Below are 23399 nucleotides of genomic sequence, written 5' to 3' on the forward strand. Positions count from 1 at the left end.
ACTTAAAATCAGAATTTCGCACATATATGAAAAAATTCGCACATAAACAGGGTATTTCGCACTTATCCTGAAAATTTCGCACATAAATGCTTCCTCAATCAGGTACCAGCCTCCAAGCCTGAGCCACACTACACATCACCTCGCAATCCGAACACAACCATCATCATATTTGCTATTCCAAGACACCAATCATTACGATTCCCGGCATGACTTGTGATAAAATGAAAAGCAAACCATAAGAAGTTCATCATCAAACCAAAAGAAGGTGAATACGGATGATTTATATAGGTGTGACGGGATGGGGAGATCATGATTCCCTTTATGAGAATGTGTCTCCCCGCGACAAATTGAAGGAATATGGTGCCCATTTTCCGATTGTGGAAGTGGATGCGAGTTTTTATGCTGTCCAGCCGACTCGAAATGCGGAGAAGTGGGTAAAGGATACACCGGAGGATTTTCGGTTCATCGTGAAAGCCTACCAAGGGATGACCGGGCATCAGAGGGGAGATATTCCCTTTGAGACGAAAGAGGAGATGTTCCGTGCATTCAAGGATTCGCTCTCCCCATACTTAAAAGACGATAAGCTGGCGATGGTCCTTTTGCAGTTCCCGCCCTGGTTCGATTGTACAAGAGACAATGTTGCTTATATTCGATACTGCAAGGAGCAGCTGGACGATTTGCCGGTAGCGCTTGAGTTCCGTCATCAGAGCTGGTACAGCCCAAAATTCAAGGATAAGACACTTGAATTCATGAAAGATCAAGGCTGGATCCACAGCGTCTGTGATGAACCTCAGGCAGGGGAAGGCTCGATCCCGAGAGTGGTGGAATCCACCCATGAAGGCGCGACGCTCATCCGCTTCCACGGCCGCAATGTCTACGGTTGGAATCGAAACGGCAATGGTGATGAGTGGCGTGAAGTCCGTTATTTATACCGTTATAACACGGCGGAATTACAAGAGTGGATCCCACATATCCACAAGCTCCATCAAGAGTCGAAGGATGTATACATCCTTTTTAATAATAACTCTGGCGGAGACGCGGCACATAATGCGAAAATGCTGATCGAGATGCTTGAGCTAAAGTTTGAAGGTCTTGCGCCTAAACAGCTCGATCTATTTCAAGAATAGATAAATGAAGCGGCGGGATATCGTAAAGGAGCACCATCGCTTCATGTAGAACGGGAGATGAGTATAGTGGAATGGATCGTATTGATCTGCATCGGATTATTTGCCGGGACAGTCGGCTCTCTTGTCGGGCTCGGCGGAGGGGTCATCGTCGTTCCGGCACTGATTTATTTTGGTACATATACAAGCTGGCTTGAAAATATAACCCCTCAAACGGCAGTCGGTACATCATTAATGGTCATGATCTTTACCGGATTGTCGTCGACGCTTTCCTATTTAAAGCATAAGACCGTCGATTATAAAAGCGGACTGATTTTCTTTGCAGGTGCAGGACCAGGTTCGATCATCGGTGCCTGGGTGAATAAATACTTGAATATGGAAGACTTCAATCTTTATTTTGGTATCTTTATGATTGTCATGGCGATCATCCTGATGGTAAGGAATAAGCTGAAGCCGATTGAAAAGTTCAAGACGGCTTCGTTTCAACGGGAATTCACCGACCCGAGCGGGGAAACGTTTCAATATGGCTATCCCCCTCTCGTAGGTGCACTGATTGCGCTTGTTGTTGGCTTCACATCGGGCTTATTTGGAATCGGGGGCGGATCGCTGATGGTACCGGCCATGATTCTGATCTTCCTGTTCCCTCCTCATGTAGCGGTAGCAACTTCCATGTTCATGGTGTTTCTATCCGCACTTGTCAGTTCGGGGACCCATGTGTTCCTTGGGAATGTGAAGTGGTTGTATGCTCTTGCACTGATTCCCGGTGCCTGGTTCGGGGCAAAACTGGGATCATTCTTAAATACGAAGCTCGAATCGAAAGCACTTGTAAGCGTGCTGCGAATCATCTTGATTTTAATAGGAATACGTTTGATTTACCAAAGCATAACAGGATAACCTCCATTGGGAGAGTGAGAATACAATGAACGAAACCATTCATATCTATCACACAAACGATCTTCATAGTCATTTGGAACATTGGTCGAGGATCCGCGATTTCCTGCAAAAAAGGAAAGCATGGCATAGGGGAGCGGGGGAGGATGTATATCTCTTCGACATCGGTGACCATGTGGACCGGTGGCATCCTTTCACGGAAGCGACATTGGGGCAAGGAAATGTGCGCTTGTTGAATGAAGCGGGCTATGATGCCGTCACGATCGGGAATAATGAAGGCATCACATTGGATTATGATGACCTGGATACGCTGTATGAGGACGCCCGATTCGATGTCATTGTCGGGAATCTTCTCAACAAGGAAAGAAAGGTACCACGGTGGCTTAAGACGCATCACATGTATGAAACAAAGTCGGGCGTGAAAGTCGCTGTGCTCGGCCTGACCGCGTATTTCTCGCCGTTTTACCGTGCGCTGGGTTGGAACATCACCGATCCCCTTGTTGAGTTGAAAAAGCAGGTACAACAACTGAAGAATGAAGCAGACGTTCTGGTGCTCTTATCCCACTTGGGAATAAGGGACGATGAATTCATTGCAGAGTCTTTCCCTGAAATTGATGCCGTCCTCGGAGCCCATACACACCATATCCTTCATGAGGGAAAAGAGATCAATGGCGTCATGCTTGGTGCTGCCGGGAAATACGGAAACTTTGTCGGTCATATGAGGTTAGAGGTAAATCCCGCGACGAAGAAGGTTGTGGCTAAAAAAGCGCAATTGTATGCGCACGATGAATTGCCGGAGTCAAAGCAGGAGGAACAAGAGCGCTTGAAATGGTTTAAGGAAGGGGAACGATTGTTGAGTATCGAGGTAGCAAATCTACCGTCACCTCTCGAGGCAGAATGGTTCAAGCCATCGCCGCTTCCACAGCTTTTATGCGATGCATTGAAGGAGTGGTGCAATGCAGATTGTTCCTTTCTGAATGCCGGACTCCTTGTGGAAGGGTTGAAGGAAGGGGTAGTCACGAAACACGACCTTCACCGCATCCTTCCGCATCCGATCAACCCGTGCTTGATTGAACTTTCCGGGGCTGAATTGAAAGAAATCATCAAACAAACCTTTAATGAAGAATGGCCGCATCTTCAATTGAAGGGCCTTGGCTTCAGGGGGAAAATCATGGGTGAGTTCGTCTATTCGGACATTGCCTTCGAGGGAAACAAACAAAGGATCTCCATTAAAGGGGAACCGATCGATCCGAAACAGACTTATAAGCTTGCCATCCCTGATATGTTCACATTCGGGCACTTCTTCCCCGACCTTCAGAGGCTGGAGAAGAAATACTTCATGCCGGAGTTCCTGAGGGATGTCCTTGCTTCGAAATTGGGTGAGTGAATGTTTCACCGTTTCTCCATCATCTTCATACATATGAGATGAGAGGAGCGATGAGGAATGATGAATCTATCCCCAATTTCAATTGAAGGACATACCTTCCTTGCTATTTCCGTTGAGTTGCCGAAAACCAACCTGCTCGTTGTGACGAGCGATAAAGGATATATCATGTGCGGTGCCCTGGATGTTGCTTTACTGAATGAAAAGTTGAGTGACAGAGGGATCATCGCAGGAAGAGCAGTGGGAGTGAAAACAATCGACCAGCTCTTGGATGCCCCGCTTGAATCAGTGACATTCGAAGCTGTGAACCGGGGGATCAGCCCAGGGATGATCGGTCGGGATGCATTGCTGAAAATGCTATAGGAAAGACCCCGAGCCTCTGTGCACATTGTGCATGGAGGCTTTTTTATGTTGTGAAAGTGACCCTATCCGACTCGTGGTGGATTAAAGAATAAGTGCTTTTGGAAGAGAATGAAGCAGGGTCCCACCGAGCACGTGTGGAGGCAACCCAATTGTCCTCAGGAAGCGGCGTTCTGCACGGAATCGGTCTTAATTGGTTATTGAGTCCGTTTAACGGAGCAGTACCAGCCAAAGGGCCATCTTGCATATACATCCATACTTCAAGGCGTTTGTAAATATTCTTTCGTGAATATTTACATTTTTTTGCTTGAAATCAGCTTGCAACCGACTTTTTATCCATTATAATGGAGGTACTAGTAAAATATGTCGAAATGTGAAAGAAATACATAGGAGAATTCTATGAGGCTGATATCAACTAGGGCTTTAAGGCCTGGAATGGTTATGGCGACAACCGTATATAACGTAAGGGGCAATGCGCTGATCCAGAGGAATGTTGCCATTACTGACCGGATGATTTACAGACTCCAAGAGCTGAATATTCAGTATGTCTATATTGAAGATTCCCTTTCGGCAGGCATCATGGCGACTGAGACTGTTCCAACCAGGGTCAGGCAGGAAGCTGTTACAGGAATCGAAGCTGTATTCAGGCGCATCGATGAAACAAAAGTACCCAAAAATCTGGTCGTCCTCGAAGACAGTGCCAGGCAGCTGAAGAGTATCATTGATGTCGTGTTGAAAGAAATCAAAGGGAATGACGACCTGCTCACGGTATTGACGGATGTATTTACCTACGATTCGTATGTTTTTCATCATTCATTCAACGTGACTCTCTATACCCTTTCGATCGGGATTGAGCTGAGGTTATCCCCTCGGCAGCTGGAAGAGCTCGGCATTGGTGCGATTCTCCATGATGTTGGTAAAATGCTTGTATCGGAAGAAATCCTCATGAAGCCCGGTAAGTTGACGGAAGAGGAGTTCGAGGAAGTACAGAAACATACAGAGCATGGTTTTGATATCCTTCGGAAGCTACAATCGGTATCCCTCATGGTTGCCCACTGTGCCTATCAGCACCATGAAAGGCTGGACGGATCAGGCTATCCACGCGGTTTGAAGGGGGATGACATCCATCCATTTGCCAAGATCATTGCTGTGGCGGATGTCTTCGATGCCATGACATCCAACCGGGTATACCGGAAAGCGATGCTGCCTCATGAAGCACTGGAAATCCTGTTCGCAGGTTCCGGTACTTTATTTGATAAGAATGTGGTCGAAGCATTCAGGCGTTCGGTCGCCATCTATCCAAACGGGATGGTGGTGGAACTGAATGATGGGAAAAAAGGTATCGTAACCGATCAGAATAAAGGCCTGACCGAAAGACCGGTCATCAGGGTGCTGGAGGACAAAGGGGAAATGCTTACCTCTCCTTATGAATTGGACATGAAGCATGAACTCGACAAAGTCATCATCGGCTTCGACCCGGATTATGAACCTGAAACCAGTAAAATAAAATAATTTTTTGCGTTAAACCCTCCTTAGAGAGCATAAGAATAGCTTGTAAGGGGGGATTTTTTTGTCAAAGTTCAAAACCCATAAACCCCGAAAAGGAGGACCGCTGCCATTTCGTTATGTGATGATCATCACCATCATATTCTTCATGTTTTCAACAGGAGCGGGTCTTTGGATCATAAACCTGGGCTTGAAGCCGACCCTGCTTGCTTATGCAGAGACACAGACAAGCAGAATCGGCACGATGGTCATCAATAAAGCAATCAATAAAAAGGTAGCCGGTTCGATTGAGTTGGAGGAAATAACAGAAGAGGTGAAAAATGCAGAAGGGGAGGTGGTCTCTCTCAGCTTCAATACACAGAACATCAACAGGGTCCAGGGGGAAATCACTAATTTAGTTCAGCTTTATCTGAAAGAAGCAGAAAAAGGGAATATCGAAAATCTGGAATACATCACGGATGTGGAAATCGATGAAGAAGGGACAAAGGCAGACGAAGGCATCGTGTACTCGGTCCCGCTTGGTCAGGCAACGAACAACGCCTTGCTCGGGAACTTGGGGCCAAAGGTGCCGATCCGGTTCCATTCAATCGGGGACGTGCGCTCGGATATCAAGCATACCGTAGAGGAGTTCGGAATAAACAACGCACTCGTAAAGGTCTATGTCACTCTGACCGTCAACGTCCAGATCATCATCCCGTTTGCCACAAAAACGGAAACCATCAAACAGGACGTATTGATTGCGATGGATACCGTGCATCTTGATGTACCACAATTCTTCAATAACAGCGGAAACGGTCCCTCTCCTTCAATTGAAATGCCGACGAATCAATAGTTGGTTTCATGAGGAGATCTTCCAGTCGTTGATTGGGACGCCAAACGAAGACTTCTGCAGGGTCATGGAGTCAGGCTCACCAACGGCGCATGGAAAGGGATGCTTTGCAGAAACGAACAGAGGTAGATGGAAAAACCTGCACACACCCCTTTCAAAATAATAAGTTGTCAAACGGTCGATAGTTTGATATATTAATAAAGGAAATTTTAATATTATAACCACATCATCAATCCGATGGGGTAGAGGTGCAGGGTTCAAGAGTAAGCTGTTTGAGGATGACAACGAAGAGAACAGACGAAAGGGAACTTTTGCCGAAGCGGATATGCTTGTCAGAAGCATATGTGCTGGGGTTATCTTGAACAAGGGTAACACTGTCATTATGGGGGACACTCCATAATGGGGAGCTACAGATCGTGATGGAGCACTTACATTACTCATTAAAGGTAATGATAGGATCCTCTATCATTGCCTTTTTTTATTCCTCTGTCATGCTATGATGGTTCCCCCCTATCAAATAGGAGGAGGACATTATGGAAAACACGATTTACTCTCTCATCCCACCCCTTTTAGCCATCCTGATGGTTATTTTGACGAGACGCGTATTGCTCTCGCTGGGTGTAGGGATCATCGCTTCAGCACTACTTATCACAAATTTCTCTATCACAGGCACATTCAGTAAGATCTGGGAAGCCGTCAAGGGCATCTTTGTCGCCGACGGTGCACTGAATACGTGGAATGTGTACATCATTCTATTCTTATTGATTCTTGGCGTCATCACTGCATTCGTTAACATTTCAGGCGGAAGCCGCGCATTCGGTGAATGGGCGATGCAACGCGTGAAGACAAGAAGAGGAGCACAGCTACTCGCTGCTGTATTAGGTATCATTATTTTTATCGATGACTATTTCAATGCGCTTGCGGTCGGTCAGGTATCAAGGCCGATCACGGACCGCCACAAGATTTCACGTGCTAAACTCGCATATATCATCGATTCTACGTCGGCTCCGGTCTGTGTGGTTTCTCCGGTATCGAGCTGGGGTGCCTACATCATCGGGATCATCGGGTCGATCTTGGCTGCTCATAGCATAACGGAATACACGGCATTCTCGGCGTTCATTCAAATGATTCCGATGAATCTGTATGTATGGGCTGCACTATTATTAGTATTGGTCGTCGCATTCAAAGGGTTCGACTTCGGGAAAATGAAAGAACATGAAGACAGGGCGCTCGCGACAGGTGATCTGTATGACCCGCAAAAGGATATCCCTGGAGAACTTAAGAATGATCTTCCAATGAGTACAAAAGGGACTGTCGGCGATCTCGCATGGCCGATCATCGCATTGATCGTCGGTACCGTGGGCATGATGCTCTGGACGGGTACAGAGGCAGTGGGATCCTTCGATCTTCTACCGGTGTTTGAAAACACGGATGTAACAAAATCATTATTATATGGTAGTTTATTCGCACTCGCGGTTGCACTGATCTTATTCTTCCGTCAAGTAAGCCTGAAAGGTGTGGAAGGCAGTGCAGTGGGTACAGCCATCGTAGAAGGAATTAAATCGATGCTGCCGGCTGTTTATATCCTTCTCTTCGCCTGGACGATCGTTACATTGATCGACGAACTACAAACAGGAACATATTTGGCAGGCCTTGTTGAAAAATCCAACCTGCCGATTGAAATGTTGCCAGTCATCATTTTCCTTGTAGCTGGGGTCATGGCATTCTCAACAGGAACATCTTGGGGCTCATTTGGGATCCTGTTACCGATTGCCGGTGAAATCTCCGCTGCAACCGATGTAACGATTTTACTTCCTGCGATGGCGGCGGTATTGGCTGGTTCAGTATTTGGGGATCACTGTTCACCGATCTCGGATACAACCATCCTTTCCTCCACAGGTGCAGGAAGCAATCATATCGACCACGTACTCACACAGCTCCCATATGCCATCATTGGTGCATTGGCGGCTACAATCGGTTATCTCGTGCTAGGGTTCACAGGAAGCACCCTACTGGGATTACTCGTAGTGATCGTGCTGGTCGTGGGAATTGGATTCATAAAAGGAAAGAGTTCAGACACAGCAGTTTCAGAATAAAGAACATGCTGGATGAATTACCAGAAGCAAATCAAAACGCACTGTGTTTCATGATGAAACGACAGTGCGTTTTTTTAGATTTTAGAAACTTAAATAAAAATATGATTCATACGATTGAGTTAATCAAAGGGAAGGTATATGGAATAGAGAATAAGTAAATGTGTTAAAATCAGAATAGTCTAAAAATAACCAAGGGGGGATCGTATGTCCTATGAAGAAAATTGTCCTTTTTGTAATCCCAAGGAAGATAAGGACCAAAATATTTTATCCGAAAACGAAAGTTGTTACTTGTTACAGCATAATAAGCAACAAGATGTGTTAGAGGGATGTGCTGTAATCGTACCAAAAAAACATCACGCCAATGCCTTTGAGTTAACTAAGCAGGAATGGAATGATACATATGAACTCTTACAAAACGCAAAAGAGTATCTAGATAAAGAGTTTTCGCCTGATGGCTATACACTGGGATGGAATGTAGGTGAAGTTTCCAATCAGTTTATTTTCCACAGTCATTTTCATGTTATCCCAAGATACAACGACGAGCCGTTAGCTGGTAAAGGTGTACGGTACTGGTTAAAACAGCCTGAAAATAAAAGAGAAAAACTAAAGGTAAGAAATTAGCCATATTCTAAAGGGCCATTTAATGGAGAAAGCATTAAAAATGTAGACAGAGAAGGGTGTTTTATACTAACTAAAAACTGAACCGTTATCCCTTTTAAAAGGCATAACGGTTCAGTTTTTAGTTTGAAATCACCTTTCGATTCAGCTCTCTACAGCGGTGGATCTGAGTATCCAACAATAGGGGAGGCAGCCCTGCTTACGGAGTAGCTCAAGTGCTACAGCGGAAAGCGAAGTCTTGCACGGAAATCATTAGCGGTATTAGATAGCCTACACTAAAATTGCCCAAGTTTAGTAAGGTTTTTATGCCCAGCTCCAGTGGCCGCAGCCTTTTAAAAACTTCCATTAAATAGAAGATAGATCTAGCCACACTTCTACCCGTCAACATTTCCTCATATCTATTGGAATAGAGAGGTGAGCTGATGTGAAGGTAAAAGTGATTGGTTACGATGACTTAAACTATCCGAATGACTTATTATCCATTGTGAGGGATGGTCTGCCGAAAGCGGAGTATCATCCAAAGCGTGTATTGATCTTAGGGGGAGGGATGTCTGGGCTGGTTGCGGCATCCTTGCTCAAACAAGCAGGTCATAAAGTGACTATTTTAGAAGGAAATGATCGGATAGGGGGCAGGGTCTATACGGTGCGGGAACCGTTCACGTGCGGTAATTACCTTGATTTCGGGGCGATGAGGATTCCTGAAAATCATGAGCTTGTATTTGAATATATCAAAAGATTCAACCTTCCTGTAAATCGCTTCTTGAATTCCACCCCTCAGGATATGTTGTTTGTAAACAATGTCCTGGTCTCGAAAAAGGAGTATAGAAGGAACCCTGAAATATTGCGCTTCCCCCTCGAAGGTGAAGAAAAAGGGAAGAACGCCGCCGAGCTTTTCCTTGAAGCGACCCGGCCTTTTTTTGATGTGTATTCCGCCAGCACCTTAGAACAAAAGGATGAGTTGAAGAAGAAATATTCCAGTTACTCCATGGGCGATTATTTACTTGACAATCCGTTCGGGAAATCACTTTCAGAGAATGCAGTGCGGAAAATTGCCGTCATGTTGGGGATCGAGGGTTTCCCGGACTTCTCATTCATTGATATTATAACGGATATCATTTATCCCATATTCAGTGGAAACATTAAATTTTATGAAATAACCGGTGGAAATGATCAATTGCCCCGTTCATTTATCAACGGGTTGCAAAAAGAAATCAAGCTTAATCGCAAAGTGGAGAAAATCATCCAGGACGATGGAGGTGTCTCTGTAAAGACGATGAACCCTGTTACAGGGAAGCAATCTCGATATACTGGGGACTATGCCATCGTAACCATGCCATTCACAGTCCTTCAATTCGTTGATATTGTTCCATATGATTCAGTCTCGTTTAAAAAATGGCAGGCAATTAGGGAAGTGAACAATATCCAGGCAGTGAAGATCGGCATTGAGTTTAAAAGCAGGTTCTGGGAGAAAATGGGCTATGGCAATATAACCAGTGACCTGCCGCTAAAATTCACTTACATCCCTAGCCACGGGATCGGTTCAGACGGACCGGGTGTATTATTGGCAAGCTACAGCTGGGGAAGCGATGCTGTATTATGGAATAGCTTATCGGATAAAGAATTGGTTCGACTCGTGTTGAAGGACTTAGCCAAAATCTATGGCAACATCGTCTATACAGAATTCCTGCAGGCTGTTTGGTTCAACTGGGGGCAAAACCCATATTCAGCCGGATGTTTCACACTGTTCACCCCCCAGCAGCAGAAAAACTTTGATGAGTTCACCCGGAAACCGGAAGGAAGGCTACATTTTGCCGGAGAACATACTTCCTCTTTTCATGGCTGGATGGAGGGGGCAGTGGAATCAGGGATCAGGACAGCATATGAAATCCATCATAGAAAATGACGTAGTAAATTTTACTGGTAAATGGAAGTAAATAGTTATATATTTACATGGATTTTTCTGATAGAGGGAAAATCGAACTATAAAAATAGAAGATGTCCCTAAAATAGAAAAAATAGCTTTGACAATTGTCCTAGAACTAGCTATACTGACCTTAGATTAAATAATCTGAAAATATAAAAATTTCAATTACCTTTTAACTGGTAATTGAAAAGTTCAGGGGGGAACCAACATGGAAAATCGTGCCCAGTTTGGAACACGCGCAGGATTTATCCTGGCTGCAGTGGGATCTGCAATCGGTTTGGGAAACATTTGGCGTTTTCCGGCGGTCGCATATGAAAATGGTGGGGGAGCATTCTTCATTCCGTATCTTTTTGCTCTATTGACTGCAGGTATTCCATTGCTCGTATTGGAATTCACGATCGGACATAAGTACCGCGGATCTGCACCATTATCCTATTTCAGAATGAATAAGAAAACAGAATGGCTCGGGTGGTGGCAAGTACTCGTTGCATTTGTCATTTCAACCTATTATGCCGTCATCATCGCATGGGCGATGGCGTACAGTGTATTCGCCTTCAACAAAGGCTGGGGAGACGATACGGAAGGATTCCTATTCGGAGAATACCTGAAGCTTTCCGTCGATCCGGGACAGACTGGAAGTATCGTAGGTGGAGTCTTCATCCCGCTCGTACTTGTATGGGTCATTACATTGGGTATCCTTTTCAAAGGTGTAAAGAAAGGTATCGAAGTAGCGAACAAGATCTTTATTCCTGCACTAGTAATTTTATTCTTGATCATTGTGGTTCGCGCATTAACGTTACCTGGGGCACTTGAAGGATTGGATGCATTCTTCAAACCTGATTTCAGTAAGATCGCAGACCCTGGTGTATGGGTCGCAGCATATGGACAGATCTTCTTCAGTTTATCGATTGCCTTTGCAATCATGATCACATACTCAAGTTATCTTCCAAAGAAATCGGATATTACGAATAACGCATTCATCACAGGTTTCAGTAACTCTGGATTCGAGCTTCTTGCCGGTATCGGGGTATTCGCGGCACTTGGTTTCATGGCTCAATCCCAAGGTGTGGGAGTTGAGGAAGTGGTAAGCGGCGGTGTCGGCCTGGCATTCGTTGTATTCCCGCAGATCATCAATGAGTTCCCTGCACTTAATGGTTTGTTTGGCTTCTTGTTCTTTGCGTCACTCGTTCTTGCAGGGTTATCATCACTCATCTCGATCTCCGAGACATATGTGGCGGCGGTATCCGAGAAATTTGGACTTTCCCGTACGAAGGCTGTGGCATTCGGTGGAGGGCTTTCTGCCATCATCTCGATTTTGTTTGCAACCCAGGGTGGTTTATTATTCCTTGATGTTGCCGACTACTTCATCAATCAATTCGGTGTAGCATTCATCGGATTAGTGGAAGTCGTTGTAGTGGCTTGGTTCTTACGCAAGATCAACACATTCAAGGACCATTCAAATGGCATCTCAGATATCCAGCTTGGCGGCTGGTGGAAGCTTTGCCTAGGTGTCATCACACCGGTTGTACTTGGATGGATGATGTTCGGATTATTCAAGATGAATCTTCTTAAAGAATTCGATACGGAAACAGGTAACTATGGAGGATACTCGGATGCATTTGTCCTCTATAGCGGCTGGTTCGTAGCAGCATTCGCTCTGATTATCGGAGTCGCATTCACCTTTAAGCGTTGGCATTCAAAGGCAGAAGCTGAAAGCTATAAGGAGGTAAGCTGACATGAGCGGTAGTGCAATTATAATGTTGGTTGTCGGTGTCGTCATCATTTGGGGAGGCCTTGCGGCAAGCATCACCAATGCGGTATCGAAATCGAAAAAAGCATCATAACGTAACAGAGGCAGGCGACGAACCTTCGTCGCCTGCTTTTATTATGGCTGAAGGTACGTCCCTCATCGCTTTAAAGCGATGAGGGACGTACCTTCAATTTTTTCTGCTTTTGATGCGGTCCTGGCGTTCCCATTGGCGTAAATGCGGATAAGGGTCGAAGGACCATTCTGTAAGACCATTGTCTTTGTACATGCCGTAATGGAGGTGCGGAGGGAATTTACCCGATGTTCCGGGTGGTCCGTATCCTGAACTTCCCACTCCGCCGATCACCATTCCAGGTTCAACAATCTGCCCGACCTTCAAGTCTTTTGAAAAGCCGCTCAAATGTGCGAAGTAATGATACGTATTATTGATATCCCTGATTCCGATCCTCCAGCCTCCGTAGCGGTTCCAACCCTTCATCTCAATGATGCCGTATGAGGTCGCCCGAACTGGCACTCCGTAGTCTGCAAACAGGTCCGTCCCTTCATGGATGCGACGGCCACCCCAACCTCGGGCATCTCCCCATGTGTTCTTGTAGCTGTAATTGAACCGGAGAGGAAGAGGGAAAGCTTTATCGTTTAGATGGATCGTCCCGAAATGCTTATAGATCTTTGCCTTACCCATGATGATGCTGACGGTTTTATCCCGCTTATAATAGTCCCATAATGCAAGCTTGAAGTTGTCGCGGTCGATTCCATACTGTAGGACAAAATCTGTAAATGCCGCAAGGATGTCTTCATCACTCTGGATGCTTGCTTTACCGTCGAAATCCCCATCCCTTCCAAATCCATTGAAAAGGGCAATGGTTTTAGGATTTTCATCCTGCTCGACAGGATTCAAGGGACCGGCCCAAGTCTCAGGATCAATATAAATGGAGATCAAAGAGGAGGGCTTCTCACGATCTTTGCGTGCGAATCGCAAGCTGCGTTCGTATTGATCGACTGCAGCAAGATAATACCATGGGATACCAGTGATTGCCTCGCTCTTCTGAAACAGTTCCATTCGTTTTGTGTGTATTTGTTCTTCTGACAATTTCTCTTCTGCATGTGTCTCTACAGGAGTTATCAGAGTACAGAGAATGAGGAAGGCCAGAACGGTTCGTATATACAAGTAAATCCCTCCAACTTAGAGTTCTACCTTTAGTTTGTGACGAGCAACGGGATTCATAATCATCAATAAATGGTAATAGAGTAACATGCTTGTGTTCGTATTTTTAGTATGATAAAGTGACAAAAGAAGTATATTGATGATGGCTTTTTTTACATAGAAGGAACGATCAGTAAGCGTTTCACTCTTTGCCTAAATCAGAAATAGTTAGGATTGGAGATGAGGGGTATGACGAAGAAAGACGAATATGTTCGTAAACCGGATTGGCTCAAGATCAAGCTGAATACGAACGATAACTATATGGGCTTGAAAAAAATGATGCGTGAGAAGAATCTTCATACCGTATGTGAAGAGGCACGATGCCCGAATATCCATGAATGCTGGGGAACTAGAAGAACGGCCACATTCATGATCCTTGGGGATGTATGTACACGTGCATGCCGCTTCTGTGCAGTCAAGACAGGACTTCCGAATGAGTTGGACCTTAAGGAACCTGAACGCGTTGCGGATTCAGTGCAATTGATGAACCTGAAGCATGTTGTCATCACGGCTGTTGCCCGCGATGATCTAAAAGATGGTGGATCTCAAGTGTTCGCTGAAACGGTCCGTGCCATCCGCCGTAAAAGTCCTTTCACATCCATCGAAGTATTGCCTTCCGATATGGGTGGTGTATTCGAGAACATCAAGACCCTGATGGATGCGAAACCTGATATCATGAACTATAACATCGAAACGGTTCGCCGTTTGACTCCGAGAGTCCGCGCCCGTGCAACATATGACCGCACGCTCGAATTCCTTCGCCGTGCGAAGGAATTGAATCCGGATATCCCGACAAAGTCAAGCATCATGGTCGGCCTTGGGGAAACAAAGGAAGAAATCCTCGAGACATTTGACGATCTTCGTGCCAACAACGTGGATATCGTGACACTCGGTCAATATCTGCAACCTACGAAGAAACATCTGAAGGTACAGAAATATTACCATCCTGATGAATTTGCAGAGCTTCGTGAAGCTGCGATGGAAAAAGGATTCAGTCACTGTGAAGCAGGGCCGCTTGTGCGTTCTTCTTATCATGCAGATGAGCAGGTGAATGCTGCAGCCAAGGCTAAACAGGAAGCTGGAGAGAAAGAATTGAAACAACAAGCATAAATGAAAAGGACTGACTTATGAGATGTCTCTCTTAGTCAGTCCTTTTTTACAAGCATATATGGGACTTTGTCAGTCCATCATGGAGCCGGTTGTGTCGTTGCGTTTTTGTCGATTTTTATTGATTTGATGGACGTCATCTTCACCCATATATTGTTCGTCGATCATTTCACCATTCGCGTTCTCACCTGCGTCGATGTCTTTTCCCTGTGGAGAAGCTTTCAGCATCTGGTCGATGGTATCGTCAATCGCGGTATTGACGTTGTTTGAATCACTGTCCATCTTCGCCAGGTTTTCCACATTCTGCATCAGGTTGGGATCATCCGTCACATACACGTGATACCAGCGGGGAATGACGGACATGGCGGTTTTCTTCACCTGATCGGCTACATTGAAGCGTGCATCCTTGTCTTTTTTATCGGTTTTATACGAAATCAATACTTCTTCATCCGTGACAAGGGTTGCACAGTCTTCTACATTTGGTATGGCTACGCTCATTTTACTGATGCTGTCGGCAACCTTCTCCCTGTCCAAGCGATACATATTCTTATTTGAAATGGTCTGTCCTTGTATTGGGCTTTTCTGCTGGCGGACATAGCCGAAGTCTTCCCCATTTTTCATGGAATCTTTGCTGACATTCTCATTATAAAGTTCTTCTTGATCATTTACATTGATCGTATTTCCATTATCGTGGAACATCTCTTCATTCGCTTTGTCTATGCCACTGCAAGCAGTCCCTAATAAAGCAAAGCTCAAGACCGTCGTACCAAGAATATATTTGTTCAAGTGAAACACCCCCTATTTGTTAGGGTGACCATCTCAAAATATAATTTTTCATAGTAATTAATGGACAATCCGTTATAATTTATAATAAGGATAATGGAAGAAAGAAGGTGGATGGAATGATTTGTGTACAAAACCAATGCTATGAAATCGTGGAAGAATTCCGGGACGGATTCAATGAGGATGCATTCAAGGATCGGTATAGCGACATTTTAAATAAGTATGATTTCATACTCGGCGATTGGGGATATGGGCAATTGCGGCTGAAGGGTTTTTTTGATGATCAAAATCAAAAGTCTTCATTTGACACAAAAGTGAGCACGCATAAAGACTATTTGTATGAATACTGTAACTTCGGCTGTGCCTATTTCCTACTGAAGAAAGTGAAGAAATGAGTGAGTAAAAGGAACATCCCCAATTGAAGGGGATGTTCCTTTTGATTTATTTATTTTCTGTATAAGGGGGTTCTTCATTCCGGTCTGGGTCTGCATGGACAGGATGAGAACCGGGCTCTTGACGGGGGATATCCTGGTGAAGGGATTTATTTTCATAGTTGAAGGCACTGTAGTAACGCTGACCTTCTTCCCATTCCGTGCTTTTGTTTTCAACAGGGGTATACTTTCCGCGCGGAGATCCGTATGGCCCTTCAGGAAGTGTTTCCGGTACAAGGAAGTTGCGCCCAGTTTCTACGTTTGAGAAGTCGCTATACACTTCTTCTTCCTTGTCACGATTGTGATTGTTTTTCATCTATCTCCCACCTTTCTTACTACGTAGTATGTGAGAGGTGGGAGTGGTTCATGCGAGGGGATTCGAAGATGATCCGTTCAAGGACTTCCGCCGCATTCACGACTAGATAATGGTTTCACTCAAGAATTCACGGAGTTCTGCCGCTTCTTCTTCAGTCAACTTATAGACGCTATCAAGATAGCCCGGTTCATCGAGATCGTCGCGTCCGATAATGGCGAACCGACTTCCCTGCAGGTCGAGTACGAGAGATTTTCCATAATAACGATCCGTCTGGGTGATTGCCAGATCATAGCGCTGATTTTCGCCCATGAAGCTTACAAATCGCGTCTTTGTTTCTTCACGGTCATCGTATAAATAAAATCGATCGGTCAAGGTGATTCCTCCCTTTTTTCGTTAGCTTATTTCATCATAACAAACTGAAGGGTGAAATGCAGTGAAGACGCTACTATAAAGTCGGAAGAAAGTTATGTTAAAATAGATAAGGATGCTAATCAGAAGAGGTGAACCAAATGTATTTCGTCGATAGGGATAAAATTGAACAAATCTTGGTATTTATGAATGATCAATTGAGCATGTTAAATAATCATAAGCAATGGGAAACATCGATTGAAAAACTCGGTCTTGAACGAATCGGCCATACCCTCATCGAATCGGTCCTCGATGTAGGGAACAGCATGATTGACGGGTTCATCATGAGGGACCCGGGCAGTTATGAAGACATCATCGATATCCTGCTGGACGAAACCGTCATTGATGAAGCGATGAGCAACGATTTAAAAAAGTTGATCGGAGAGCGTAAAGGACTTGTCCAGGAATACACGGAGATCGATCATGAAGAGCTAAAGCGTATTCTCGGTGACGTGCACTCTACGTTAGAACATTTTCCTGTTCATATCCGCCGCTATTTGGAGAACGAATTAGGACCGGTATCTGCATTTAAAAATTAATGGATACGCAAAGCGCTTTCTAATCGGAAAGCGCTTTCGTGTGCCGTATGATCGTAAGTAGAATGGAGGTTTTTAATATGAAACAGTATAAAGGTTATCTTATCGATTTGGACGGAACCATGTATAGAGGAAAAGAAGTCATCAGTGAAGCAGGGGATTTTGTCCGCAGGTTGCAAGACAAAGGGCTGCCTTATCTGTTTGTGACAAATAATTCTTCAAGAAGGCCAGAACAGGTGGCGGAGAAGCTTCAGTCGTTCGGTATCCCGGCTGAGAAGGAACAAGTATTCACGACATCCATGGCGACCGCACAATTCATTGCCGACAAAAAGCCTGGTAGTTCAGCCTATGTGATCGGTGAAGAAGGAATTCGCACGGCATTGGAGGAAAAAGGGATCACGCTTCAGGATGAAAAACCTGATTTCGTCGTAGTTGGGATCGACCGCGGCATCAATTATGAAAAACTGGCTCTTGCCTGCCTTGGTGTCAGGGATGGGGCGACATTCATCTCCACGAATGGGGATATCGCGATTCCTACGGAAAGAGGGCTCCTTCCTGGTAATGGATCACTCACTTCCGTTGTGACGGTTTCGACGAACGTACAGCCGATCTTCATCGGAAAGCCGGAATCCATCATTATGGAACAGGCTTTGGAAGTTCTCGGTATTAGGAAAGAAGACACGTTGATGGTCGGGGATAATTACGATACGGATATTAAAGCCGGTATGAACGCTGGATTGGACACGCTTCTTGTGCATACAGGTGTCACAACGAAAGAAATCCTAGAAGAGATGGATGAACAGCCGACGTATGCAATCAATACGCTGGACGAGTGGGACGTATAAGACAAGAGCAGTGATGGGCCCAGCGTCCGTCACTTTTTTTCGAAAAAAAGTGCACACTAAGAGCATTTTCAGGTTAGACATCCCTATTTGATGTAGGTAAAATAGAGTGGGGAAATTTTATTTATTTCCTAAGGATAGCTTGGAATAAGGAGGGAGAGCATATAAAGACTGATTGAAAACAGTTTAAACACTGTTAATGAAGGGTAGAACGATAGTGTAGATCTTTCATGATTCTATTCTTTAATTTTTAGGTTTGGTGAAAAAGAAAAGGTAGTGTGAAATATGAGAATTACTGAATTGATTGGGCAAAATATCAGAAGACACAGGCGAGCGAAAGACATCACGATTCAAGAGCTCAGTGAACGAAGCGGTTTGACTGTAAATTATATTTCCCTGATTGAAAAAGGAGATGCAAATGCATCACTAAACAAAATTCATGCCATTATACAAGGTTTACAAGTGCATTGGGAAGATATTATTCCGACTCGCGAACAAGAAAAGACACTTAGACACGATTCTTCGGATGCAGATGTATTAACAAAATAAGATAAGTCTCAGCCATCTCATACGAGCTAATGTGATGAACTCAGCTAAATGGTAATGCATTTGCATGTTGTACACAATTGCTGAGCCTGCTCACGGGGTATTATTAATCTCCAAAGTATACCATTGTTGCAACCAATGGTATGGGTTGTCATTAATACGCCGTTTGCCAGCGGAATTACAAATATAGTTGACAAATTTACAACTATATTTGTAATTATACTGAATACTGGTACAACATGCAATTAAAAACTTATTCATTCATCTAAGGATATGAATCATGACAGGAAAAAACAGACCTTTAAAGGAGGTCTGTTTTTTCGTTTTTCGGTAAATCCCGAAGATTATTCCTGATGCTCATTACGGTGGGCAAGGCGGCTTGATGCTGCAGCGGCGATGGCCCCGACAATATCATCAAGGAAAGTATGGCACTTGCCTGAAGATTTATCATTCAACTTTTCCAATATGCCTGGTTTTTGTTTATCGATATACCCGTAGTTTGTAAAGCCGATCGATCCGTATACATTCACAATCGAGAACGCAAGGATTTCATCCACCCCATAAAGGCCTTCATCTACTTCCACAATCGATTGCAGGGGCTCTTCAAGCATTTTCTTTTCTGCTAATATGTCCAATTGGATCCCGGTAAGAATGGCATTTTGGACCTCACGCTTTGTCAGGACCCTTTCTACATTATAAACGCATTCTTCAAGTTCCAGGTCAGGATGGTACTTCTTTTGAAGGTACATGACTAAATTTGCGATGTCTTCAATTTCGACCCCTCTTTCATGAAGCCATTTCCTTGAGGTTTCCTGTAATAGATCCATTGATTTTTTGTCCTTCATCCTATTCACCTTTTCTGTGTATAAATATTATTCAAGATACAGAGCCTTGTTTTACTCATATGATACCCGTTTTAAAAATAGACATAATAATAGCTTCTATCCCCATTCATGCCCATGTGTGAGGCGGGATATTCCTTGTCGGTTGGATTTCTTACTGGAGTAGGAATAATGCACGAACGATTGTTCACAACGTAAAGTTGGTTGTGTAAAGATAGGAGAGGGTATTATGTCTCGAGATATACTGACAAAACATTTTGGGCTGACCCCGGAACGCGCCTATTTCGACGGTGTCATGGACCGGTATATGGCCGGGGGGCTATTATATAGTATTGTGGGCGTTTCGAATGTGGAACAGGAAACGCTTGTGGAAATCTATAAATTGACAGAACATATGAAGTCACAGGGGGACAGATCGGTTTCCACTTTTGTGCAGACTACGGAAGGCCGTTTCTTGGTGACGGAAAACAAACAGGATTATGTAGTGGTATGTAATGAAAAGCTTCCTCCCATTGCGGATGATAAGCTGGGGAGGAAGCTGGGCAAATTTCATTACAGAGGCAGGCTATTTGAAGAAAAGGTGGAAAAAATCAGCCGGATGGGGCAATGGAAGGGATTATGGGAAAGAAGGCTGTCCCAACTCGAGAAAGCTTATTTCTCGGTACTTGAAAATCAACCGTCCGATGAATTTGAAAGACGTTTTGCCGAGAGCTATCCATATTATAATGCACTATCCGAGAATGCCATCCAATACCTTGTCGATACGGAGCTGGACGAAGATCCCCAAGCTGAAGATGCAGGTACAATCTGCCATGAGCGATTTCAGCACAGGACGTGGGGGACGGAGACGTGTATCCACTATCCATTTCATTGGGTTTTCGATCATGCTAGCAGGGACTTGGCAGAGTGGGTAAGGGAGCACTATTTCATGAAGAGTCAGACCTTCCATCCCCAGATGCGCGAATTCCTAAGTGAATACGAATCGGTCGCTCCTTTGTCACCGTTTGGCTGGAGACTGCTGTATTCCAGGATCCTTTTTCCCCTACATTATTTCGAATGTATAGAAGAATACTATATTTCTCAAACGGATCAACAAAAGAAAACAGCTGAAGATAAGCTTGAACGATATATAAAGACATCTCACCATTATGAAGCCTTTTTATCCGATTTTTATCACATGGCCGAGGTTCCGGTGAAGAAATGGGGCATTCCCTTAGTGGGTTGGCTATAATCAACGGGGCACCATCGCCTTACTTATGGTAAGCTAGAAGGAAATGGTAGTGAAGGCAGGGGAATGAAATGAGACCTTATGTTTATATTACTCGTAAATTGCCACTGGAAGTGATTGAGCCATTGCAGCATGACTTTGAAGTGGAAATGTGGGAAAAGGAGGATGTTCCAGTCCCGCGGGACGTCTTACTTGAGAAAGCATCGAATGCAGAAGCATTGATCACCATGCTTTCGGATAAAGTGGATGAGGAGCTCCTCCAACATGCCCCTTCATTAAAGGTAGTAGCGAACCTGGCGGTGGGCCATGATAATATCGATCTTGAAGCTGCCAGTCGAAAAGGGGTCCTGATCTCTAATACACCGGATGTTCTGACGGATACAACGGCAGATTTAACCTTTGCCCTATTGATGGCGACTGCCCGCAGGATCGTGGAAGCCGACCGTTATATCAAAAAGGGTCAATGGAAAAGCTGGTCACCACTTCTCTTGGCAGGTACGGATATCCATCATAAGACGATCGGCATCGTCGGGATGGGGAGCATCGGCGAAGCAGTGGCCAAGAGGGCAAAAGGCTTTGACATGAAGATCGTTTACCATAATCGCTCGAGAAAGCCCCGGGCAGAGGAAACGCTCGGTGCTGTTTATGCCTCTTTGGAGGAACTCCTGGCACAAGCTGATTATGTGGTCGTTCTCGCTCCCCTTACTAGCGAAACGGAAGGGTTATTCCAGAGGGAACAATTTCAAGCCATGAAACCATCGGCCATCTTCATCAATGCGGCCCGCGGTCCGATCGTGAATGAGGATGCGTTGATCGAAGCATTGAAAGAAGGGGAGATAGCAGGGGCAGGATTGGATGTATTCGTGAAAGAGCCGATCGATTCCCATCATCCGCTGCTTGAATTTGAAAATGTCGTGGCATTGCCGCATATCGCAAGTTCCTCCGTTGAAACACGCACAGCCATGATGAATCTATGCGTTCAGAATGTCCTGGCTGTCCTGAACGGGGACAAGCCCAAGACGCAAGTAAACTAAAAAAACACGCGCTATGCGTGTTTTTTTATTGAATCATGCCGGGACTTCTTTGTTTTCTACAGCTTGTTGGTACGGAGCCATTGACGAACTTTTTATTTCTTCAAAGAACACTGATGAGACGTCCGTTACAATCCTTCTTGCAATCACCCAGGCGTTATTTTCTATTCTGAGCATCAATTTATTTCTCTGCGCGTGATCAGCGGCGTCCAATTGATCAGCCAATTCGGAAAGTTCTTCATCGAGGGCATGACCAAGCTCGTGAGCGAACACGACCTTGAAATAATCTTCAGCCTTATCTTCTCCTGGAAACATACGTAGGCATTGTTCATTAACATCTTCCAAGAACATGGTGATGGAATGATCCTTCATGCTATATTTTCCACCGACCAATCGTGTACCTGGAAATGCATCCTCCAAGGTAACATCCAGTCGGCAATCCAAACCTCCCACTACTTCATCAATGATCTGCTTGTATCTCTCTTTAGTCAATTCTCACTTTCTCCCCTTATTGTAGATCTCACGTATTATAAAAAGTATATGGGAAAAAGGAAACCTTAAGACGGGAAAGATTCATGGGTTATTTGGGAGATATTACAAAGCGGTTGGATCGGGGACTGCGTGAGGCTCCTTATGTTCCATTGCATTGAAAAAAAGGATGACTCAAAGATTGAGTCATCCTCTACGTTTCAATTAAATTAGAATACTTGTTCTACTTCAACGATTCCTGGTACTTCTTCGACTAATGCGCGCTCGATACCAGCTTTAAGTGTAATTGTTGAACTTGGGCAGCTTCCGCATGCACCCAACAGACGAAGTTTTACGATACCATCTTCAACGTCCACCAATTCACAGTCCCCGCCATCGCGAAGTAGGAACGGACGTAATTTATCTAGTACTTCCTGTACGGAATCAAATTGTGCTTGTTCAGCCATCATTATCTACTCCTTTCCTTACTCTCTATTATAATGACATATCTGTAAAAAATCTATCAACCCGCAAACAATTGGGAATTTCTTTTTTTAGGTTTATGTTTCTTAACCCTAATCCGTGCTTGACTTTGTTTTCTGTGTGAAATGCTGGGCCTCCTCATCGTATTCGCTATGTGATTGTAAAGAAACGAACTAAGAAACTACAACATAGCTATTTTTATTCCCACTCCTGCGTTTTTTTTGTAGAATGATGATAAAGGAGAATAAAGGGGGAGAAGAGGATGGAGCGTAAGTCGGTTGAAATTCATGTTTACGGGGCGGAGGTTCTTTGCCCGAGCTGTGTGAATATGCCATCATCAAAAGAAACATACGAGTGGATACAAGCAGCGGTAGGACGCAAGTATCCCGAGCAGCCATTCACCATCAGGTACATCGACATTCATAATCCGCCTGAAGATGAAGCGATCAGAAGTTTCGCCTCAAAAGTGATCGAAGAGGATATGTTCTATCCGGTCGTCCTGTTGGAAGGCACATTAGTCGGTGAAGGAAATCCGAAATTGAAGACGATTTATTCAGAATTAGAGAAACATGGGTATAAGGCGGTTTGATCACCCATTTGCAAAAGGCTTTTCCTGATGAGAAAAGCCTTTTTTTCATAGGGTTGAACAAAAAAGAACCGCCTTTAACTGGCGG

The 23399-nt window shown here is 44.5% G+C and carries 26 protein-coding genes and 1 riboswitch; of the genes, 19 read left to right on the forward strand and 7 right to left on the reverse strand.

Annotation, left to right across the window (positions count from 1 at the left end; translation table 11 throughout):
• The first annotated feature begins 275 nt into the window (after positions 1 to 275).
• The 11 genes from LCM10_RS11080 to LCM10_RS11130 all read left to right on the forward strand — a co-directional run bounded on the left by LCM10_RS11080 (position 276) and on the right by LCM10_RS11130 (position 12576).
• The gene (locus LCM10_RS11080) at positions 276 to 1127 is read left to right on the forward strand and encodes a DUF72 domain-containing protein (RefSeq protein WP_224876321.1); all 852 of its coding nucleotides are present in this window, start codon (positions 276 to 278) and stop codon (positions 1125 to 1127) included.
• 66 nt (positions 1128 to 1193) lie between these two features.
• Positions 1194 to 2018: a sulfite exporter TauE/SafE family protein gene (locus tag LCM10_RS11085; RefSeq protein WP_224876322.1), complete on the forward strand. Its 825-nt coding sequence runs from the start codon at positions 1194 to 1196 to the stop codon at positions 2016 to 2018.
• 25 nt (positions 2019 to 2043) lie between these two features.
• Positions 2044 to 3402, forward strand: coding sequence for a bifunctional metallophosphatase/5'-nucleotidase (locus tag LCM10_RS11090; RefSeq protein ID WP_224876323.1), 1359 nt, complete (start codon positions 2044 to 2046; stop codon positions 3400 to 3402).
• Positions 3403 to 3459: 57 nt separating this feature from the next.
• Entirely contained in the window at positions 3460 to 3762 is a 303-nt protein-coding gene (locus tag LCM10_RS11095) for a YunC family protein (protein WP_224876324.1), read from the forward strand.
• Positions 3763 to 4158: 396 nt separating this feature from the next.
• A complete protein-coding gene (locus LCM10_RS11100) occupies positions 4159 to 5271 on the forward strand; it encodes an HD-GYP domain-containing protein (RefSeq protein WP_224876325.1) in 1113 nt (370 codons plus the stop codon).
• Between the two features lie 58 nt (positions 5272 to 5329).
• A complete protein-coding gene (gene yunB, locus LCM10_RS11105) occupies positions 5330 to 6097 on the forward strand; it encodes a sporulation protein YunB (protein ID WP_224876326.1) in 768 nt (255 codons plus the stop codon).
• A 232-nt stretch (positions 6098 to 6329) separates the two neighbouring features.
• Positions 6330 to 6512, forward strand: a riboswitch (Lysine riboswitch).
• A gap of 115 nt (positions 6513 to 6627) precedes the next feature.
• Positions 6628 to 8190: a Na+/H+ antiporter NhaC family protein gene (locus LCM10_RS11110; RefSeq protein ID WP_224876327.1), complete on the forward strand. Its 1563-nt coding sequence runs from the start codon at positions 6628 to 6630 to the stop codon at positions 8188 to 8190.
• 204 nt (positions 8191 to 8394) lie between these two features.
• Positions 8395 to 8811: an HIT family protein gene (locus LCM10_RS11115; protein WP_224876328.1), complete on the forward strand. Its 417-nt coding sequence runs from the start codon at positions 8395 to 8397 to the stop codon at positions 8809 to 8811.
• A 421-nt stretch (positions 8812 to 9232) separates the two neighbouring features.
• On the forward strand, positions 9233 to 10711 hold the full coding sequence (locus tag LCM10_RS11120) for a flavin monoamine oxidase family protein (protein ID WP_224876329.1): 1479 nt from the start codon (positions 9233 to 9235) through the stop codon (positions 10709 to 10711).
• A gap of 229 nt (positions 10712 to 10940) precedes the next feature.
• Positions 10941 to 12467 (forward strand): sodium-dependent transporter, encoded by a 1527-nt coding sequence (locus tag LCM10_RS11125; RefSeq protein WP_224876330.1) that lies wholly within the window; start codon positions 10941 to 10943, stop codon positions 12465 to 12467.
• 1 nt (position 12468) lies between these two features.
• Positions 12469 to 12576, forward strand: a complete 108-nt coding sequence (locus LCM10_RS11130; RefSeq protein WP_224876331.1) for a methionine/alanine import family NSS transporter small subunit — start codon at positions 12469 to 12471, stop codon at positions 12574 to 12576.
• A gap of 93 nt (positions 12577 to 12669) precedes the next feature.
• Here the strand turns inward: LCM10_RS11130 and LCM10_RS11135 are convergent, their stop codons facing one another.
• A complete protein-coding gene (locus LCM10_RS11135) occupies positions 12670 to 13623 on the reverse strand; it encodes a M23 family metallopeptidase (protein WP_412103394.1) in 954 nt (317 codons plus the stop codon).
• A gap of 270 nt (positions 13624 to 13893) precedes the next feature.
• On the opposite strand from LCM10_RS11135, the gene lipA reads away from it, so the two are divergent.
• Positions 13894 to 14814 carry a lipoyl synthase gene (gene lipA, locus LCM10_RS11140; protein WP_224876332.1) on the forward strand — a complete coding sequence of 307 codons (921 nt, stop codon included), beginning with the start codon at positions 13894 to 13896 and terminating at the stop codon, positions 14812 to 14814.
• A 69-nt stretch (positions 14815 to 14883) separates the two neighbouring features.
• On the opposite strand, the gene LCM10_RS11145 is transcribed toward lipA, so the two are convergent.
• Positions 14884 to 15606, reverse strand: coding sequence for a YhcN/YlaJ family sporulation lipoprotein (locus LCM10_RS11145; RefSeq protein ID WP_224876333.1), 723 nt, complete (start codon positions 15604 to 15606; stop codon positions 14884 to 14886).
• 107 nt (positions 15607 to 15713) lie between these two features.
• On the opposite strand from LCM10_RS11145, the gene LCM10_RS11150 reads away from it, so the two are divergent.
• Complete coding sequence (locus LCM10_RS11150) at positions 15714 to 15989, forward strand: YutD family protein (RefSeq protein WP_224876334.1); 276 nt, start codon at positions 15714 to 15716, stop codon at positions 15987 to 15989.
• A 46-nt stretch (positions 15990 to 16035) separates the two neighbouring features.
• On the opposite strand, the gene LCM10_RS11155 is transcribed toward LCM10_RS11150, so the two are convergent.
• Both LCM10_RS11155 and LCM10_RS11160 read right to left on the reverse strand, forming a co-directional pair.
• A complete protein-coding gene (locus tag LCM10_RS11155) occupies positions 16036 to 16341 on the reverse strand; it encodes a cytosolic protein (protein ID WP_224876335.1) in 306 nt (101 codons plus the stop codon).
• A gap of 102 nt (positions 16342 to 16443) precedes the next feature.
• Positions 16444 to 16713 carry a DUF3055 domain-containing protein gene (locus LCM10_RS11160; protein WP_224876336.1) on the reverse strand — a complete coding sequence of 90 codons (270 nt, stop codon included), beginning with the start codon at positions 16711 to 16713 and terminating at the stop codon, positions 16444 to 16446.
• Positions 16714 to 16850: 137 nt separating this feature from the next.
• Here LCM10_RS11160 and LCM10_RS11165 point away from each other — a divergent pair, with 137 nt between their 5' ends.
• The 3 genes from LCM10_RS11165 (at position 16851) to LCM10_RS11175 (ending at position 18676) form a co-directional block, all read left to right on the forward strand.
• Positions 16851 to 17288 carry a DUF86 domain-containing protein gene (locus tag LCM10_RS11165; protein ID WP_224876337.1) on the forward strand — a complete coding sequence of 146 codons (438 nt, stop codon included), beginning with the start codon at positions 16851 to 16853 and terminating at the stop codon, positions 17286 to 17288.
• 77 nt (positions 17289 to 17365) lie between these two features.
• The gene (locus LCM10_RS11170; protein ID WP_224876338.1) at positions 17366 to 18130 is read left to right on the forward strand and encodes a TIGR01457 family HAD-type hydrolase; all 765 of its coding nucleotides are present in this window, start codon (positions 17366 to 17368) and stop codon (positions 18128 to 18130) included.
• Between the two features lie 282 nt (positions 18131 to 18412).
• Positions 18413 to 18676, forward strand: a complete 264-nt coding sequence (locus tag LCM10_RS11175; RefSeq protein WP_224876339.1) for a helix-turn-helix domain-containing protein — start codon at positions 18413 to 18415, stop codon at positions 18674 to 18676.
• Positions 18677 to 19017: 341 nt separating this feature from the next.
• On the opposite strand, the gene LCM10_RS11180 is transcribed toward LCM10_RS11175, so the two are convergent.
• A complete protein-coding gene (locus LCM10_RS11180) occupies positions 19018 to 19518 on the reverse strand; it encodes a phosphatidylglycerophosphatase A (RefSeq protein ID WP_224876340.1) in 501 nt (166 codons plus the stop codon).
• Positions 19519 to 19744: 226 nt separating this feature from the next.
• On the opposite strand from LCM10_RS11180, the gene yutH reads away from it, so the two are divergent.
• On the forward strand, positions 19745 to 20746 hold the full coding sequence (yutH, locus tag LCM10_RS11185; protein ID WP_224876341.1) for a spore coat putative kinase YutH: 1002 nt from the start codon (positions 19745 to 19747) through the stop codon (positions 20744 to 20746).
• 68 nt (positions 20747 to 20814) lie between these two features.
• On the forward strand, positions 20815 to 21777 hold the full coding sequence (locus tag LCM10_RS11190) for a 2-hydroxyacid dehydrogenase (RefSeq protein WP_224876342.1): 963 nt from the start codon (positions 20815 to 20817) through the stop codon (positions 21775 to 21777).
• A gap of 33 nt (positions 21778 to 21810) precedes the next feature.
• Here LCM10_RS11190 and LCM10_RS11195 read toward each other — a convergent pair whose 3' ends face one another.
• Together LCM10_RS11195 and LCM10_RS11200 are read right to left on the reverse strand one after the other, a co-directional pair.
• Complete coding sequence (locus LCM10_RS11195) at positions 21811 to 22266, reverse strand: hypothetical protein (RefSeq protein WP_224876343.1); 456 nt, start codon at positions 22264 to 22266, stop codon at positions 21811 to 21813.
• Between the two features lie 206 nt (positions 22267 to 22472).
• On the reverse strand, positions 22473 to 22709 hold the full coding sequence (locus LCM10_RS11200; protein ID WP_224876403.1) for a NifU family protein: 237 nt from the start codon (positions 22707 to 22709) through the stop codon (positions 22473 to 22475).
• A gap of 278 nt (positions 22710 to 22987) precedes the next feature.
• Here LCM10_RS11200 and LCM10_RS11205 point away from each other — a divergent pair, with 278 nt between their 5' ends.
• Positions 22988 to 23314 (forward strand): YuzD family protein, encoded by a 327-nt coding sequence (locus LCM10_RS11205; RefSeq protein ID WP_224876344.1) that lies wholly within the window; start codon positions 22988 to 22990, stop codon positions 23312 to 23314.
• Positions 23315 to 23399 lie beyond the last annotated feature (85 nt).

The sequence above is a fragment of the Rossellomorea aquimaris genome (assembly GCF_020171925.1).
Taxonomy (GTDB): domain Bacteria; phylum Bacillota; class Bacilli; order Bacillales; family Bacillaceae_B; genus Rossellomorea; species Rossellomorea aquimaris_F.

Excerpts from the sequence above, each read along its gene's own strand:
- LCM10_RS11180 (WP_224876340.1), bottom strand. The coding sequence starts at position 19,518 with ATGAAGGACAAAAAATCAATGGATCTATTACAGGAAACCTCAAGGAAA.
- LCM10_RS11165 (WP_224876337.1), top strand. The coding sequence starts at position 16,851 with ATGTATTTCGTCGATAGGGATAAAATTGAACAAATCTTGGTATTTATG.
- yutH (WP_224876341.1), top strand. The coding sequence starts at position 19,745 with ATGTCTCGAGATATACTGACAAAACATTTTGGGCTGACCCCGGAACGC.
- LCM10_RS11080 (WP_224876321.1), top strand. The coding sequence starts at position 276 with ATGATTTATATAGGTGTGACGGGATGGGGAGATCATGATTCCCTTTAT.
- LCM10_RS11090 (WP_224876323.1), top strand. The coding sequence starts at position 2,044 with ATGAACGAAACCATTCATATCTATCACACAAACGATCTTCATAGTCAT.
- lipA (WP_224876332.1), top strand. The coding sequence starts at position 13,894 with ATGACGAAGAAAGACGAATATGTTCGTAAACCGGATTGGCTCAAGATC.
- LCM10_RS11175 (WP_224876339.1), top strand. The coding sequence starts at position 18,413 with ATGAGAATTACTGAATTGATTGGGCAAAATATCAGAAGACACAGGCGA.
- LCM10_RS11170 (WP_224876338.1), top strand. The coding sequence starts at position 17,366 with ATGAAACAGTATAAAGGTTATCTTATCGATTTGGACGGAACCATGTAT.
- LCM10_RS11190 (WP_224876342.1), top strand. The coding sequence starts at position 20,815 with ATGAGACCTTATGTTTATATTACTCGTAAATTGCCACTGGAAGTGATT.
- LCM10_RS11095 (WP_224876324.1), top strand. The coding sequence starts at position 3,460 with ATGATGAATCTATCCCCAATTTCAATTGAAGGACATACCTTCCTTGCT.
- LCM10_RS11110 (WP_224876327.1), top strand. The coding sequence starts at position 6,628 with ATGGAAAACACGATTTACTCTCTCATCCCACCCCTTTTAGCCATCCTG.
- LCM10_RS11125 (WP_224876330.1), top strand. The coding sequence starts at position 10,941 with ATGGAAAATCGTGCCCAGTTTGGAACACGCGCAGGATTTATCCTGGCT.
- LCM10_RS11115 (WP_224876328.1), top strand. The coding sequence starts at position 8,395 with ATGTCCTATGAAGAAAATTGTCCTTTTTGTAATCCCAAGGAAGATAAG.
- LCM10_RS11205 (WP_224876344.1), top strand. The coding sequence starts at position 22,988 with ATGGAGCGTAAGTCGGTTGAAATTCATGTTTACGGGGCGGAGGTTCTT.
- LCM10_RS11100 (WP_224876325.1), top strand. The coding sequence starts at position 4,159 with ATGAGGCTGATATCAACTAGGGCTTTAAGGCCTGGAATGGTTATGGCG.
- LCM10_RS11155 (WP_224876335.1), bottom strand. The coding sequence starts at position 16,341 with ATGAAAAACAATCACAATCGTGACAAGGAAGAAGAAGTGTATAGCGAC.
- LCM10_RS11130 (WP_224876331.1), top strand. The coding sequence starts at position 12,469 with ATGAGCGGTAGTGCAATTATAATGTTGGTTGTCGGTGTCGTCATCATT.
- LCM10_RS11200 (WP_224876403.1), bottom strand. The coding sequence starts at position 22,709 with ATGGCTGAACAAGCACAATTTGATTCCGTACAGGAAGTACTAGATAAA.
- LCM10_RS11150 (WP_224876334.1), top strand. The coding sequence starts at position 15,714 with ATGATTTGTGTACAAAACCAATGCTATGAAATCGTGGAAGAATTCCGG.